Here is a 15,349-nt window from a genome sequence, read left to right as displayed (position 1 = left end):
TAAGTCCTTAATGATTCGCTCGTGTCCAAGGTGAGTTTTCTAGTCCGATTAGGTAACGAATGCCACCAATGAAGTTGGCATAGTGTCCAACTATCAAATAAGAGATTAATGAAATAGGTTTGTTTACTAGACGCTTTGGCAAGATGCAGCCAAGGACGCCAATGGTATAAACGGCAACTTGAGCCCATAACAGCGCTTCAAATACCAAGTAGTTTCTAAGTAAGATTGAGCACACTAAGCACACAATCATTAAATAGGGCGTGATCAGGCGAAGTCCTTTTCCTGAGAAGAACGCAAACGCGATGCCTTTGAACTTCGGGCTGAACAAGCCAAATAATCGAATCGCTTGTTGCATGTTGCCCGCTGAGATACGAAGCCTTCTTTTGAAGTCTGTTTCTAGGTTCGATTCTTCTAGCTCTAATGCCACCATTTGGGTTTCGTATTCTGCGATGTAACCTTGTTTAACGATTTGCATTGGTAAAATGAAATCATCATTAATAGTGTTGAGTGGAAGTAGTTCAAACAGGTTTGTTCTAAACAAGTAGAAAGCGCCATGAGAGCCCAAGCTAGAACCTAACGAAGCCTCTGACTCTTTAACCGCGGTTTGGTACTGCCAATACGTGTTTTCGCCTTCATTGCCTGTTGGACAAAGTTGATAGGTTGCGTTTACCACTCCAACCTTGTCACTTTCAAAATGAGCGGCGGCTATAAGCAACGCATCCAATGAAATAAGGGCAGAAACATCACTCATCGCTGTGATATCACTAGTTATACGTGTCACTTCTTCATTAACAACCGCGACTTTACCTCGGTTTACTTCATGGTCATGTATCTCAAAATAGACATCACTACACATCGCTTCTTGTATAGTCATTTGTGCAATGGCGACTGTGTTATCGGTACAACCATCACAAGCAATAATCACTTGTAGCTTCTTTTTTGGGTAATCGAGTGAAGCAAGGTTACGAATCTTGTCTGCGATCCACTGTTCTTCGTTAAATGCAGGAACAAGAACGGTAATAGTCGGCAACGTACAATCTTGCTGCTCCTCTTTGTAACAACGATGACTCTCTTCAACTTGACGTGCTGGGTGGCTTTTAGCATACCAACGCAGTAACAAAGGGTAGGCTGCGTGATGATAGACAATCAACGCACCTGAAAACAAACAAAGTCCCGCAAGTAACCAATCGATCATGCGTAAGCTCCTTCCGAGATATCGTTGTAAGACGAAACCATTTTGATGATGTCGAAGTTCTCAAGAACGTAACGTCGAGGTGATAAAAAGCGTTCATTTTGAGTCTCTAACAAGGCATTGGCTAACCCTGTAATGCTGCCTTTTTTAACGAGCGTTCCGCTGATTGGGCACAAGGTTTCATCGACAGCGCCAACGTCCATTGCGACGGTTGGGATATTGCATGCTTGAGCTTCGAGTGTAGAAAGCGGCAGACCTTCATGGCGTGAAGGTAGGCAGAAGGTATCCAACGCTCCGTAAAACGTGGTCATGTCTTCAACTAGGCCAAGAAAGATCACTCGGTCATTCAGATTCAAGCGGCTAGTCAGTTGCTCTAGTTGATTGCGTTTAGTACCGACGCCAGCCAATACGACAACCATGTTTTCAGGTAAAAGAGTCAGTGCTTTAATAAGTTGGTCTTGGCCTTTGACATGTTCTAGTCGACCTGCACAACCGATGATGTGTTTGTCTGTCGGCAGGTTTAGGCTTGCTCTCGCTTGGTCTTTCGACATTGGCTTAAACTTCTCACAATCGACGCCATTTTTGATGGTAATGATGTTCTCATAAGAAAAAGCAGTGCGTAGTTGGTTATAAACACGTGTCGCGTCGGCAACTAACGTTGGTTGAGCAGCTTTTAAAGCAAGCGCTTGTAATCGACGACGTTTGTTGTTGTTCAGATGCCAAGCGTCATGTTCGGTATGGATTCGAGTTGGAACCCCTGTTACGCGAGCGGCATAACCAGCGTATAATAGTGGGCCAATATGATGGGTATGAACCACATCAGGGCGAATCGCATTGAAGGCTTTAATTAGCTTAATAATGATATTGAATTGTACGCCTGGTGCTTTATCCAAAAAGACGATTTGCTCTTTGTATGGCTCTAGCTTCGGCCAGTTGTTTATAGACTCTTGTTTTGTACCCTCTAAACTGACAATCAACACTTGGTCTGTTGGTTTAGCAAGGCGCAGCAAATCCAGAGTTAGGGTTTCTAATCCACCCGGTGCAAGGTGCTGAACAACGTGTATGATCTTTTTGCCATGTTTCGTTAAATGCGTATTCATAATTCGGACCCTGCCTTTGTAATTCTTATTTCGCCTTTCTGACGTTTCTTTTAAAGTAACTTCTTTAAAACGTTTATCTACACAAGGAGATTGCAGGAGTTGTGCCAATTAAATAGTCATTATTTTTCAGCTGTTTACGTCGTTTTGTTCTAGGGCGGTTTTCATTTCTCAAAATGGGAATCAAAACAAAATACGATTGAATGGCAGTTTGAATCATAGGGCTTGGGTAAATCGAAAGTGGGATTAATAATTGGGGCCTTAAACAAACACAACGCCAAGCGAGTGTTGGCGTTTTGCTCTAGGAATCACGAAACTAGAAAGCTAAGAAGCTAGCAAGTCAAATTATGGCTTTGAGGCTGACTAGCTCATTTTAGGGATCACCGTAATCACCGGGACGCCTAAGATCTCTTCGATTTCGTCTTTACGTTTGATTGAAGAGTCAAACAGTTCAAACAACACAGCTAAGCCAACACCCAATCCGATACCTGCAACGAATCCAGCCAGAATAAAGACAAAAGTCGGCATGTTAGATTTGATACTCGGTGTGAAAGGCAAATCAATAATCTTCACACGTTTGTTTTGCTCGAATACACCAAGCGAACCCGTTAGCTGAGCCATTTCATAACGTTCTGTCAGTTCATCATAAAGTTGGCGCTTAATCTCAACTTGTCGTTTAAGACGGTACATCTCTTTTGCATTTTCACCGAAGTTATTGGCCTTGTGCTCTAGTTCGAAAATCATAGTACGAAGGCTTTTGGTCTCTTCTGTTAAAGACTCAAAGCGAGCACGAACCAGTTGTAGGCTATGTAGTTGAGTGACCAAAAGAGGTTGGGTATCAGAAAGTTTGTTTAGTGTCGCGCTACTTGCAATGTCCCAAAGCTGGTCGCTGTTCATCGTTGGCTGGGTTACCTCGAGTAAACTCTTACGTTCATTCTCTAGTCTGTCTAGCTCACGCACTTTAGCTTGCACAGCACTGTGTTTATCTGTGTATTTTGCTTGTAACAAGGTTAGATCGCTTCGAATGTCGATGATCTGGTCTTCTAATTTACCTATCACAGGGTTGGTTCGTGAAAGTTGTTGGTCGATTGACCCTAAACTTTTTTCGACACCCGATAACTCAGCCTCTTTTTCTGCCAGTGTTTGTTTGAGTGACGCTAAGCGATTCAAACTTTGACTTTGTACCTCAGGTGTCGACTGGACGTTTTCGTTCATGTACAAGGCTAAAGCTTCTTCCGCTTCTTCAAGTTCCACACTCCGTTTGTCGATATGAATTTTTAAGAAGTTACTTGAGTCTTCAATTGATGAACGTTCCGGCGCGAGCAACTGTTCAATGAAATGTTCACTTACCGAGCGCAGCGTCGCTTCCATTCCATTTGGTGTGTTCGACGTTAGACTTATCTTTAGAAAATCTTTTCCAAGCTGAGTCACCGATAAACGCTGAGACAGGTCTGTAATGATCTCTTGTTTCTTAATTTCAGGCATATCTGGCGTGGTTAGTTGCAGTTCATCAGCGACTGAGTAAAGCACATGTCGACTGTGAAGCAGTGTTCTCAATGCGTTCAGTCGATCTTTGAGCATCGTCGAAACGGCGATGTCTTCCAAGAATGGATTCATCTTGGCCGTTTCTTGAATCAACATACTGGTATGCGCGTCATATTTAGTTGGAGCCAACTTGCTCACACCAAAGCCTACAAATGGCAAAATAAGCATTGGCAGAACGATAACGTAGCGTTGGCGCCACATCGCATTGATGATAACTAATAACCGCAATTTCAGATTATTCATAATAGCTCCAACATCCAATGTACGAAGTTACCACGGTTTTGCCAGCTCTCTTGTTCGACGACAGAGATAGGTGAATTGCTGAGTTGGCGTGCATGATCAAGCGCCCAAATCATTTGGTTCGCACTACCAACAGTCGTTACGTGCTCTTGATATGGAACCAAAGCAGGGAACGGTGTTGTGATAATGGGTGTGCCAGCCGCAAGGTATTCCATTAGTTTGAGTGGGCTACAAGCTCGGATCTGCTCGTTATCAACAAACGGCAGCAAGCTCACATCCCAGTGTTGAGAATAGCTTGGCAGCGTGTGGTGTGGACGTGGGCCAAGGTAATGTACGTTACTCAACTTAGGTAGCATGAGCGTATCAAGCTCGTTTGGGCCAATGAAAACAAAGTCCCATTCCGGCATCGCATTCGCAACATGATCAATCATTTCATAATCAAGCCATTTAGAAAGGCTGCCATAAAAACCAGCAATAGGGCGGTGGTTGCTTGGTAAATCTTTTGCTCTTGGTGCGGGTGTTGAAAACAGGTTTACGTCGACACCATGTGGTAGCAAGTGCGCTTTATGCTTTGGAAAGTTATCCATCAATTTTTTGCTAGCCGCGAATATAAGCGTCGATTTATCGATCAGTTCCGATTCGTGCTGTGCAACGGTGTCATGATCAACACCAGCCAGCGCGCTAAAATCATCACCGCAGTAATAAACCACAGATGACTCGCCTAAGTGTCCGCACAAATCAACAGCGGTCGGAAGAGAAGTCCAGAGGATAGGTGCGTTAAGATTAAGCTCTGCAATCACTGGTTTTAGTTGGTGCAACATCATTTGCTGAGCCAACTTTCTAGAAAATTTAGAAGCAGGCGCAGGGATTGTCTTTAAGTTAACGATAGTAATGTTGTCGTGTCCCTCAGAGTCGAGCATGTTTTGAGTAACGGCTTTGGTTTTGCCAAACAATTTGTTGAACGCTCGGCTTGCATCTTTAGCGGACAGCTTCGGTTGTCTTAAGCCAATAGAGTTGACCCATAAGACTTTGTGTTGCTTAGCAAGGTGACGAACTAAATGTTGAGTCGATGAAGGTAGGCCACCAAAGTCTTCACCAAATACGATTAAATCACGCATGGTCACCTCCATGAGTCTCTAACGAATCGAACATATCGGATTCTGTCACTTCAACGGGTTTAATGTGACCAACAACTCGAGCTGGGTTACCGCCTGCGATTGCAAAGGCCGGGATATTCTTTGTTACTACGCTGCCTGCGGCTATTACGGCACCTTCGCCGATGGTTACGCCACCTTTAACTGTCACATTCGTGCCTAACCAAACATCGGGTTCAAGAATGATGTCGCCGATTTGCTGAGGGTCATCGCCTTCACCTAACGCTCGGCGCTTTGCATCAAGCGGGTGTCCAGAGTATCCAAATAGAAAAGCGCCGCCTGCGATTCGTACGTTGTCAGAGATAACCACTTTACCTCCAACAGCGATAGTCGACTGCCAACCGATGTCGACGTTGTTACCAATCGACAATAATGGGTGTTCCAAGCCTTCAAGTGGCTGAGTACAACCAGAGAATGTCGTGTGGCCAGAGATACGGCAGTTGTCTCCAATCGAAATTTGCACGGGACCACTGACGAAAGGCAGTCCACCATACAAATACAGGCGCTTGCCACATTGAGCCACACGACCTTTGAAAGCGGGTGTCCAGTAGAAGAATCGAGTAAAGCCAGAAACCAAACTCACCACTAACTTGTGCGCTTGATACAGGCAACGATTGAGTATTTGAGGGGTAGGTAGCTCTGCGCTTCTGATGTTTTTCAAAATGAAAAACACATTTCTAATTCGAGAATTAGGATGAAACTTAAGCCAATGTTTGAATTGATGTATAGATACTGACGTCATAATGAAAATCCTCTTTTTTGTTATATAGAAGTACTTTCATATATTGTGCCATCTAATAAATATAATACTTTCAATAGGTTAAAATGTGGCTTTTAGGTTTTCTCATTTTGACAGGCAGTTTGAGATACATTTGAGACGCAAACTGTGAGTGCTGCGAGGATATAAATCGGCCAGTTGAAGCCTTGAGTCAAAAATGTACCCGACACGATTGTTCCAATAAGACCTGCATAGATCGCATAGGCGACCGCGTTAAGTTCAGGTGGGATTTCTGTGGTTGAGTTTTTTAATCTTGCTAACGTAGATCGAGAGGTTTTGATCAAAGAAACGATAAGGCAGACAAAAATGATAAGACCAATAAAGCCTGTTTCTGCCAACACACCAAACCAGGTACTGTGAACGGCATGATTCAGTCCGTCCCAGTGTGAACTATAAAAGAAGTAGTTCGAGAAGAAGTTGTTCAACCCTACGCCAGTCAGAGGATTCTCAACTGCCATTTTTACTGCTGCTTCCCATGCATAGATTCGCCCCATTGCAGATTCATCGATGCCTTGTTCAGCAGCACCGCCAGAAGATCTGTCTGAGATCCCTGCAACCAAGTAGAGCACCACGGCCGCGACAGTTCCTACCGAGATTAACAGGGCTTTAGAGCGCACTAGCTTCCACGCAAAAATACCAATCACCGCAATACAACCCAGTAATCCACCACGGCTTTGAGTGGCAATAATGGCGGCGAGCAGTAACAGACAAACTAAGGCACTGATTAAACGTCTGGATCGTGAGATGCCAGACGTAGTGGCTTGGCTTATCGTAAAGGCAAGTGGAAACATCAGTACAAGTGCTAGGTCGTTCGGGTCACCTAACATAGAGCCAAAGTCGCGGCCAATAGTCACGCGTGAGCCCTCAACAAGCCCAATGCCATTTACTGAGTTGTACACGGCAATAGAGCTGACTAAAGCGCCAGCGTAGATAATCGTCATCGCGGTTTTTGCGAGATTTTCCGTGGTGTTTACTAGCCAAGTAATCGCAAGCGTCATCACGATAATTTTCCAATAAACGCCCTTGAATTCTGCTAGTGCTATTGGCCTGTTGGACGCGAAGATAATACCAATGAAAACCAATATCCAAAATATGGCGAGCCAATTTAAACAAGGGTGCCAGAAGATTTTAAGCTCTTTACTAATTAATGCATGCCAGAGCAAAGCTGACAGTGCTCCTAGTGAAAGCATCAGCGGTATTTTTAACGAATAGAGCTGAGGTACGGCTTCGTGAATTCGGAAAAATGAAAAGACAACGAACAATAGAACTAACCAGAATGTCTTGTTTAACACGAATAACCCGGCTAATGGCACAAGAGCGAGCGCCACAATGACAGCAGGGTGAGGCACAAAGTACCAAACAACACCAAGCCCAGCACACAAGGTGCTGATCGTGATGATGACTGGCAATCTATTGGCTTCAGGGTTGACCATTGTGACCTCTATTGGCAAATAAACTCTTTATGACTCGGCTCGTAATCTTTTTAAGACGTAGTTACGCCTGATGTTAAAGATTGCAAAGTGAGTGCCAGTTATGCATTTTGTTTAACTTACTGATTTAATGTTGGATTATTAAGTGAGGGCGTAGCCTTGAGGTGAGTTTTGTCATTTTGAGAATCAGTATAAAACTGACTAAAGTACTTAAATCATTAAGCCCAAATAACCAGTTGTCTACTAAGACGAGTATTAACGCTCGAGTTGATAGATTTCCAACAACTGCGGGACAACGGCTTGTGGAGAGTATTGGTTTTTCACGGTTTCTATCGCGTGACTCTTGAGAGAGTCACGTTGCTCGCTCGTCAATGACATCCACAAAGATAAAAACTGTTCTAGCTCAGCTTCTGAATTTGCAAGGTAGCCGTTAACTTGATGCTCGATGAGTTGAGGCAAGTTACCAACTGAGGTGGCGAGAACGGGAATGCCACGAATCATGGCTTCTAATGCCGACATAGGTAAGCCTTCAAAGCGAGAAGGGATGATTAACAGATCGATTTGGCTCCAGACGTCGTCCATATTGGTCTGATGCCCATGAAAGGTCACATTATCAGGCGGCGATTTAACTAAGATGTCCATTTCTGGCCCGTCACCAAAAAGCTCAAACCGAACATCAGGAAACTGTTTGGCTAATGTAACAAATCGATCAGGCGCTTTTTCATGGCTCAATCGCCCCACAAAACCAACATGGAATGGGCTTGATGAACGGGAGTTTGTTAACCCAGTTGGGACTTTAACAAAGTTATTCAATTGATGGGTTTGACTCGGCACTTTCGCTTTAATCTTTTCACTGACCACGAGCGACTGATCAGAAAGAAAACTGCTGTAACGGTCGAGCCAATCATAAAGCCATACTTTGCCTGTTGGGGTTTCACCTGCATGATAAGTGGTGATTTGCTTTGTGTTGTTGAAACGAGGTGGAAGCTTGATTAACTTGCTGACCAAACTGGCTTTGTAACCATGAGCATGGATAAGCCTTGGCTGATAATGTTGAACTGCACGTTTAAGCTGTGTCGCGCTATTGCCATTTGAATCTGCAGAACATGAGGCTAAATCGGAGAGGTAACTAAAAGGGATGTTCAGCGCATTCAACTTTTCAACGATGATCGCTTCAGGATTAAACTTGGTCAAAAGAACAATGCGAACAGCCTCTGAATACTGAGCGCTTTCAGATATCAGGCCTTGTGCTAATTCTAAAACATGCGTTTCTATACCTCCAAAAGTTTGGCTGTCGATCAACAGCCAAATCTCGTGAAGGTTTACATTGAGTACACCTTGGCTAGGCTTGATTGTACTCATCTTCCGATTCCCAAGCCTGTTTCTTACGATAAACAGTAGAAGGGCTAAGTTCTAACAGCACAGCAGCGTTTAACACATTCCCATCGCAATGATTGATGGCATGTTGAATGGCTTCACGTTCTATTTGCCACATTGGACGAATAGCACCGTCGCTTGTGGTAAATGCGGGTGTCATCGGGTCGTTGTTAGTTGGGACTTCTGACGACTGCTCCAACTCTTCCGGAGTAATCGGTGGCAACTTAGCTTCTGGTGCTTCAACAACAGTAGGTTGAGGCGCAGTTACTCGAATTGGTGTCACTGATTTAGATGATGGAGCCGCATCTACTTTATTAATCGGAGGCGGTAACATGTCTTTAGTCACGCTCGTTTCATTGTTCAACACCACGATGTTACGGATGATGTTTTGCAACTGACGCACGTTGCCTGGCCAAACGTAACGTTTAAGTAGTTTCTGCGTTTCTTTGTCTATTGATTTAAACTTCTTCTTGTCTTGCTTCGCGTACAGCTTCAAGAAGTGATTAGACAGGGTGACGATGTCACTTCCTCGTTCACGAAGCGGTGGCATTTCGATAGGCACAACGTGAACACGATAGTAAAGGTCTTCTCTGAAGCGTCCTTCTTCTACCTCAACCAGTGGATCGCGGTTGGTTGCACAGATAATTCTGACATCCACTTTAATCTCGCGGTTGCCACCAAGTGGGGTAAATGTACCGGTTTGCAAAAATCGTAGGAGCTTCTTCTGCATCTCCAGTTCCATTTCACAAAGCTCATCGAGAAATAGGGTGCCGCCATGCGCTTGCATCGCTGCACCTTTACGGTCGGTTGTCGCACCGGTAAACGCACCTTTAACGTGGCCGAAGATTTCACTCTCCATTAGGTCTCGCGGGATAGCGCCACAGTTAATAGCCACGAAAGGTTTACCATTACGCTGACTTTCTTGGTGAATAGCTTCCGCACACACTTCTTTACCGGTACCGCTTTCGCCGTTAATAAACACGCTGGCAGTGGTTGGTGCTACCGAATCAATGATCTTGTAAACCGCCTGCATAGGTAGGCAAGAGCCGATGAAATTATGAAATCGGTCACGATCGAACTTGCTTTGCATGTTATCGACAAGGTTTTCGAGTTTCGCTCTTTTTAGATGTAAGCGAACAGAAGTCTTGAGTCGATCGGCTTGAATGGGTTTCTCTAAGAAGTCTTCTGCACCGCGCTGGATAAGGTCTACAGCAATGTTTACTGAACCATGCGCTGTCGCGATGATGACTGCGGTCGGTATTTCATTCGCACTAATCCAATCTAAGACTTCTTCGCCTGGCATGTCAGGCAGTTTAAGGTCGAGAATCACAAGCTGTGGAGAGTGCCTTTCAATGAAGGTCTTAGCTTCCGCGCCGGTTTCGACGTGGAAAATATCATAGGGCTCGTCTTTTACGTACTGCTTGTAGAGTACGGCGAGTGAGGTGGAGTCTTCAACTAACAATACCTTAGGGCGCATTGTGTATTCCTTTTGAAACTTTATCCTAACCAATCAATAACATAGTGATATGCAACCATCAATACGAGTCTTGTGTATTTGTTATCTACCGCATGCAATCTTTTAAGATGCGGCCTGTATAACTTCTCGCATTGCTGTTCATGATGGAGCACATCTTATGGCGACTATATTAATAACGACTGTTTTGAGTTTTTAATCTGATACTGATAATGAGCATGCAAAGCTAGCTGAAGCCTGCCTCTTTCCTTTCAAGCAAGGCTTTTACTGAACGCTCTGCGAGCTCTAGTAATTCATCAACTTGTCGAAATGCAGCATCATGACTCTGTTCTAAGCATTGTTTTTCTAAAGCGCGAGCTAATTCACCCAAAGGACGATTACCTAATGAAAGCGCCGTGCTGCCGAGAGTGTGGACCTCGAACTCTAGTGTTTGAGCGTCTTTCTGCGTGACAGCCTCTTTTATGGCTACCAAGCGTGTTTGTGATTCTTCGACATAATGGTCGATCAAGATAGGGATAATGTCCGCACTGGTATCGCGAATCATTTGCTCCAGAACACTTTCATCGACAAGCTCGCTCACTTGTTGTGAGTTTAGATTTGTAGCTGCGTCTGACGCTAAAGTAGAATTCATCAAACTAAGTCCTTTTGTTGAGCTTAATATCTGTTGGTAAAGGGGCTGTTGACCTTTCGTGGTTAAGTTTTGTTCGAGATAAAATCGTTTTAGGCGCGGCGAAGTGTGTGTAGCCATTCTAAGTAAATATTCTTCAACAAAGCATAAAACGATTTTAGCTGAACCCTTCGGGCAGCCCTTGTGGTTCATTTCTACTGCGTTAGAGACTTTTCATGTAGGCCAGCTACACGTCAAAGCCTCTTCCTTGTATTAATTTCCCACAAGATGCTGCAAAACTCAGCTCGAAAGGCCAACAGCCCCTATTAAGTTCTAGTCATTTTTTAGAATAATTTCAACTGGTTGCCGTACAAATAGAGCATTTATTTGGCATCTCGTTCATCTTGCTACTGGGTTTGTGACAAACCTAACGGACTGATTTTATTTTGTTTTCTCTTGTGAAATATAAACTTAGGTGCCTATAAAGCCTAAGGTGCGGGTAGATCTCAGAAGAAAACGAGCCCGATACAAATAAAAAAGACCACTGCGGTGAATTAACAGCAGTGGTCTTAGAGCTGTTTATGAAGTTTAGGCTAATCTAAATAGCGATAATCCAAACAACTGTAATTTAAACAGCCGTGCTTTAAATCACGAAAAGTAGAACTACGAAGCTTTAGCTATCTTTGGCTTTGGGTCGGTTTCTACTTCTTCCTCGCTACTTTCTGAGAAGATATCAGCAACAGCGCTTCTCTCTAGTTCACCTTTTAGATTACCGTCTTCATCAACAACCGGAAGAGAGTAGTCACAAGACATTGTGTCGGGTAGCACTTCTTCAATCACCGCATCAGGTAAGATGGCAGGGACTTCTTCGTATATCTCATCACTAAAGTCATGTACCGATGAATCTTCAACGGCGTCTTGTAGGCTCTCTTGTGTGACTAGGCCTTGATAGCCGTCATCCGTTACGTGATAAGCGTAATCGTTTTTAAGCATCTTCATTTGTGCCAGAGCACCTTCAATCGTTTCTGATGTGATTCGATAGAGAGGAGGCTGCATAACGGTTTCAACGGTCAATGCGCGAGCACGGTTTACGTCTTTCACGAACGCTTCCACGTAATCATCGGCTGGATTTAGCAGAATCTCATGTGGTGTGCCTTGTTGCACTAACTCGCCGTCTTTCAAAATTGCGATTCGATCGCCTAGACGGAGTGCTTCGTCCAGATCATGAGTGATGAAAACAATCGTCTTATGAAGCTTCTCTTGAAGTTCGATAAGCTGATCTTGCATTTCACTTCGAATCAAAGGGTCGAGTGCCGAAAAGGCTTCATCCATTAACAAGATTTCAGCGTTAGTACACAGAGCGCGAGAAAGGCCAACACGTTGTTGCTGACCACCTGAAAGTTGCGCTGGGTATTGCTTGCCGTAACCTTTCAAGCCCACCGTTTCTAACCATTCGTTGGCTTTCGCTAAACGGTCTTCTTTTTTGATGCCTTGTACTTCCAACCCGTACGCAACGTTTTCAACCACAGTGCGATGAGGCATTAAGCCAAAGCGTTGGAATACCATCGACATTTTATGACGGCGGAACTCTTCTAGTTGTTTAGTGTTGAGGCTCATCACATCAATGCCTTCAACCATGATCTTACCTTGAGTCGGGTCAATCAAACGGTTGAAGTGGCGAATCAGCGTCGATTTACCCGAGCCAGAAAGCCCCATGATAACGAAGATTTCACCACGGTTAATCTCAAGGTTGATCTCTTTCAAACCAACGGTATGACCCGTATCCGCAAGAATCTGATCTTTGTGTTCGCCGTTTTGAACTCGGTTCATAACAGACATTGGTTTCGGTCCAAACACCTTGTACAGACCACTAATTTCAATCAATGGTTTAGTCATGCTTGAATCCTCCTAAATGCGCATTAGTTCTTCTTGCGTACGCTTGTGAAGCGCGGTCAAAAAGGATTGCGAGGGCAACGATGGCGAAACCATTCATCAAGCCTAATGTGAAGTACTGGTTAGTAATCGATTTGAGAACCGGTTGTCCTAGGCCTTTAACACCAATCATGGAAGCGATAACAACCATAGACAGCGCCATCATGATGGTTTGGTTGATACCCGCCATGATCGTTGGCATTGCTAGAGGAAGTTGGACACCCCATAAGCGTTGCTTTTTGCTCGCACCAAATGCGGTAGCGGCTTCAAGGACTTCTTTATCGACTAGGCGTATGCCTAGGTTAGTTAAACGAATCACAGGTGGAATCGCGTAGATAACCACGGCGATTAGCCCTGGAATCTTACCGATGCCGAGTAGCATTACCACTGGAATCAAGTAAACGAATGCAGGCATGGTTTGCATGATATCGAGCATCGGCGTAACAATTGACTGAGCTCGATTTGAACGAGCCATCGCAATACCGATCGGAATGCCCAAGAATATTGAAACCAAGGTACACACAGTAATGATACTGAGCGTCCGCATGGTGTCTTCCCACATTCCAAAGTAACCAATGAGAAGTAGAGAAACAACACAACCTAAAGCCAGTTTCCAAGAACGGCTTGCTGCGTAGACAAGACTGGTACACACGGCAAGGACAATAATCCAAGGTGTTGAGATAAGGAGTTTTTCAAACCAAACAAGGAATGAAAGAAGAGGGTCAAAGAGAGATTCAATCATTTCACCGTATTCACGGGAAAATTCACGGTATGCGCCATCTAGCGTCTTTTTTATGGTTCGTAAATCACCGCGTTCCATCTCTGGAAAGCTTGATAACCAATTGCTGTCAGCCATTTTATATCCTTATAGTTCGGAGCCACTTGTCTATGCGATAAGAAAATCGCTAATGAAAAGGGCTCCGAATCATGAATAACATCAAGTATAGCGACGTTATTTCTGTTTTATTGTTGAAGCGTAATTACTTGTTATTAAATCAGGAACTTACAGCTCTGCTTCAACTTTCTTAGCCACTTCTTCAGAAACCCATGGGTGCCATACTTCTGGGAATTCACTCAAGAAATGCAGACTCGCTTCTTCGCCATCAGCTTGGTTGTCTTCCATCCAAGCAAGTAGCGAGTTCATTTTGTCGTTCGTGAAACCACGTTTAGTAAAGTAGTCGTACGCTTCAGGTGCGCGTGACGCAAAACTTTCAGTGGTAATCGTGTGAACAGGTGAAGGCGGGTACATGGTCGCTTTTGGCGATTCACAATCTTCTTTGGTGGTACAGTTAAGGAACTCTTGCTCATTAACGCCACTGCCAAAGTCGACTTTAACCATGTCGTATTTACCTAGAACAGCGGTCGGTGCCCAGTAGTAACCAAACCAAGCTTCTTCACGTTCATAAGCTTTTGCGATAGAGCCAGATAAGCCGGCACTCGAGCCTGGATCAACAATCGTGAAACCACTGTTTTCTAGCTCAAGAGCGTTAAACAGGTTTCCGGCGCTGATCTGACAGTTCCAGCCTGCAGGGCAGCTGTAGAATGCAGATGTATCTGGGTCTTCAGGGTGTTTGAATAAGCTAGCGTTCTTGCGTACGCCTTCGATGGTTGCCATTTCAGGGTATTGTTTAACTAGGTAAGCTGGAACCCAAAAGCCTTCTTCGCCGCCGTTCACAAGTGCTTTACCTGCGTAGCGAAGACGTTTTTCATCAACACCTTTATCTAATGCGTCTTTTAAGCTGTTGCTCCAAAGTTCAGGTGCAACATCAGGCTGGCCTTTTTCGATCATAGATGTGCCTGTTGGCATAGTGTCGCCAGGGATAAGTTCAGCATCACACCCATAACCATGTTCAAGGATGAATTGGTCGATATTGGCGATCAGTGTTGCAGAGTTCCAGTTCATATCTGCGATTGTTACGCTGCCACATTCTCCAGCGTTAGCATTACCGCTGGCTGCTGCTACTAACAAAAATACGGAGCTTAACTTGTATTTCATATTGAGTTTCCTTTCTCTTTAATAATACAACTAAGGTAACCAAGGTAAATTGATTATCTAAATTGCTCGACGGTGATCCTTTCCGTGTATTTGAACCATTTGAGCAGAAGGAGGGATGGGTGAAGTTTGAATAGATAAACGTGCAAAGTCAGTGAAGTGTGATTTGCCAATTCATCCACTGTGTTTCAACAGCCATCGGATAACTTTGTCAAACTATTACAAATTCGTCAAAAACCACCTCTATTTATAATCTTAGGGAATAATCGTACGAATTCCATCTTTGATGCGATTTACATGGCACTTTAACCGTCTGTGTCACATTACCGCTAAAGTTAGGCGTGGGGCTGTTGATTTTTGAAGGAATTTAAAGGTGGTAAGACCATGATTGACGTGTGTGAAATGCGTTGAATGGTTTTTAAAATCTTATTTTTAATAATAATTTCGCCAAAAATACCCAATTTGGTTTTGATTTATTCAGAGCTGTCGGGGCTTGAAGTCTAATAGGATAGGTGGCTGTCATGGTTTCA

General features: G+C 44.1%; 12 protein-coding genes. All 12 read right to left on the bottom strand.

All coding sequences use genetic code 11. The features are described 5' to 3' along the window. Nucleotides 1-7: 7 nt before the first annotated feature. The 12 genes from MSG35_RS06740 to MSG35_RS06685 all read right to left on the bottom strand — a co-directional run bounded on the left by MSG35_RS06740 (nucleotide 8) and on the right by MSG35_RS06685 (nucleotide 14,822). Nucleotides 8-1,195: a glycosyltransferase family 2 protein gene (locus MSG35_RS06740; protein WP_248383454.1), complete on the bottom strand. Its 1,188-nt coding sequence runs from the start codon at nucleotides 1,193-1,195 to the stop codon at nucleotides 8-10. Beyond that, complete coding sequence (locus tag MSG35_RS06735) at nucleotides 1,192-2,292, bottom strand: glycosyltransferase (RefSeq protein ID WP_248383452.1); 1,101 nt, start codon at nucleotides 2,290-2,292, stop codon at nucleotides 1,192-1,194. Before MSG35_RS06735 ends, MSG35_RS06740 begins: the two co-directional genes overlap by 4 nt. Before the next feature lie 360 nt (nucleotides 2,293-2,652). Next, the gene (locus MSG35_RS06730; RefSeq protein ID WP_248383450.1) at nucleotides 2,653-4,077 is read right to left on the bottom strand and encodes a Wzz/FepE/Etk N-terminal domain-containing protein; all 1,425 of its coding nucleotides are present in this window, start codon (nucleotides 4,075-4,077) and stop codon (nucleotides 2,653-2,655) included. Continuing rightward, a complete protein-coding gene (locus tag MSG35_RS06725) occupies nucleotides 4,074-5,192 on the bottom strand; it encodes a glycosyltransferase (protein WP_248383449.1) in 1,119 nt (372 codons plus the stop codon). The genes MSG35_RS06730 and MSG35_RS06725 overlap by 4 nt, the downstream gene beginning before the upstream one ends. Next, the gene (locus MSG35_RS06720) at nucleotides 5,185-5,970 is read right to left on the bottom strand and encodes an acyltransferase (RefSeq protein ID WP_248383447.1); all 786 of its coding nucleotides are present in this window, start codon (nucleotides 5,968-5,970) and stop codon (nucleotides 5,185-5,187) included. Before MSG35_RS06720 ends, MSG35_RS06725 begins: the two co-directional genes overlap by 8 nt. 92 nt (nucleotides 5,971-6,062) lie before the next feature. Beyond that, nucleotides 6,063-7,439: an O-antigen ligase family protein gene (locus MSG35_RS06715; protein ID WP_248383444.1), complete on the bottom strand. Its 1,377-nt coding sequence runs from the start codon at nucleotides 7,437-7,439 to the stop codon at nucleotides 6,063-6,065. Between the two features lie 252 nt (nucleotides 7,440-7,691). Beyond that, nucleotides 7,692-8,798 carry a glycosyltransferase family 4 protein gene (locus tag MSG35_RS06710; protein WP_248383443.1) on the bottom strand — a complete coding sequence of 369 codons (1,107 nt, stop codon included), beginning with the start codon at nucleotides 8,796-8,798 and terminating at the stop codon, nucleotides 7,692-7,694. Beyond that, the gene (locus tag MSG35_RS06705) at nucleotides 8,779-10,290 is read right to left on the bottom strand and encodes a sigma-54 dependent transcriptional regulator (RefSeq protein ID WP_248383441.1); all 1,512 of its coding nucleotides are present in this window, start codon (nucleotides 10,288-10,290) and stop codon (nucleotides 8,779-8,781) included. The genes MSG35_RS06710 and MSG35_RS06705 overlap by 20 nt, the downstream gene beginning before the upstream one ends. A 223-nt stretch (nucleotides 10,291-10,513) precedes the next feature. Further along, the gene (locus tag MSG35_RS06700) at nucleotides 10,514-10,918 is read right to left on the bottom strand and encodes an Hpt domain-containing protein (RefSeq protein ID WP_248383440.1); all 405 of its coding nucleotides are present in this window, start codon (nucleotides 10,916-10,918) and stop codon (nucleotides 10,514-10,516) included. Between the two features lie 639 nt (nucleotides 10,919-11,557). Further along, nucleotides 11,558-12,790 (bottom strand): glycine betaine/L-proline ABC transporter ATP-binding protein, encoded by a 1,233-nt coding sequence (locus MSG35_RS06695; protein ID WP_050621343.1) that lies wholly within the window; start codon nucleotides 12,788-12,790, stop codon nucleotides 11,558-11,560. Beyond that, nucleotides 12,783-13,682: a proline/glycine betaine ABC transporter permease gene (locus tag MSG35_RS06690; protein WP_019823103.1), complete on the bottom strand. Its 900-nt coding sequence runs from the start codon at nucleotides 13,680-13,682 to the stop codon at nucleotides 12,783-12,785. The genes MSG35_RS06695 and MSG35_RS06690 overlap by 8 nt, the downstream gene beginning before the upstream one ends. 147 nt (nucleotides 13,683-13,829) lie before the next feature. Further along, the gene (locus tag MSG35_RS06685) at nucleotides 13,830-14,822 is read right to left on the bottom strand and encodes an ABC transporter substrate-binding protein (RefSeq protein ID WP_248383438.1); all 993 of its coding nucleotides are present in this window, start codon (nucleotides 14,820-14,822) and stop codon (nucleotides 13,830-13,832) included. Nucleotides 14,823-15,349 lie beyond the last annotated feature (527 nt).

Source organism: Vibrio sp. 1CM23M (genome assembly GCF_023161755.1).
GTDB lineage: Bacteria > Pseudomonadota > Gammaproteobacteria > Enterobacterales > Vibrionaceae > Vibrio > Vibrio coralliirubri.
Note: the sequence above shows the minus strand (reverse complement) of the source record. Positions and strands in the feature narration are given on the sequence as shown.

Bases quoted from the DNA above. Each gene is read 5' to 3' on its own strand.
- MSG35_RS06725 (WP_248383449.1), bottom strand. From the start codon at position 5,192: ATGCGTGATTTAATCGTATTTGGTGAAGACTTTGGTGGCCTACCTTCA.
- MSG35_RS06715 (WP_248383444.1), bottom strand. From the start codon at position 7,439: ATGGTCAACCCTGAAGCCAATAGATTGCCAGTCATCATCACGATCAGC.
- MSG35_RS06735 (WP_248383452.1), bottom strand. From the start codon at position 2,292: ATGAATACGCATTTAACGAAACATGGCAAAAAGATCATACACGTTGTT.
- MSG35_RS06705 (WP_248383441.1), bottom strand. From the start codon at position 10,290: ATGCGCCCTAAGGTATTGTTAGTTGAAGACTCCACCTCACTCGCCGTA.
- MSG35_RS06685 (WP_248383438.1), bottom strand. From the start codon at position 14,822: ATGAAATACAAGTTAAGCTCCGTATTTTTGTTAGTAGCAGCAGCCAGC.
- MSG35_RS06720 (WP_248383447.1), bottom strand. From the start codon at position 5,970: ATGACGTCAGTATCTATACATCAATTCAAACATTGGCTTAAGTTTCAT.
- MSG35_RS06710 (WP_248383443.1), bottom strand. From the start codon at position 8,798: ATGAGTACAATCAAGCCTAGCCAAGGTGTACTCAATGTAAACCTTCAC.
- MSG35_RS06700 (WP_248383440.1), bottom strand. From the start codon at position 10,918: ATGAATTCTACTTTAGCGTCAGACGCAGCTACAAATCTAAACTCACAA.
- MSG35_RS06740 (WP_248383454.1), bottom strand. From the start codon at position 1,195: ATGATCGATTGGTTACTTGCGGGACTTTGTTTGTTTTCAGGTGCGTTG.
- MSG35_RS06730 (WP_248383450.1), bottom strand. From the start codon at position 4,077: ATGAATAATCTGAAATTGCGGTTATTAGTTATCATCAATGCGATGTGG.
- MSG35_RS06695 (WP_050621343.1), bottom strand. From the start codon at position 12,790: ATGACTAAACCATTGATTGAAATTAGTGGTCTGTACAAGGTGTTTGGA.
- MSG35_RS06690 (WP_019823103.1), bottom strand. From the start codon at position 13,682: ATGGCTGACAGCAATTGGTTATCAAGCTTTCCAGAGATGGAACGCGGT.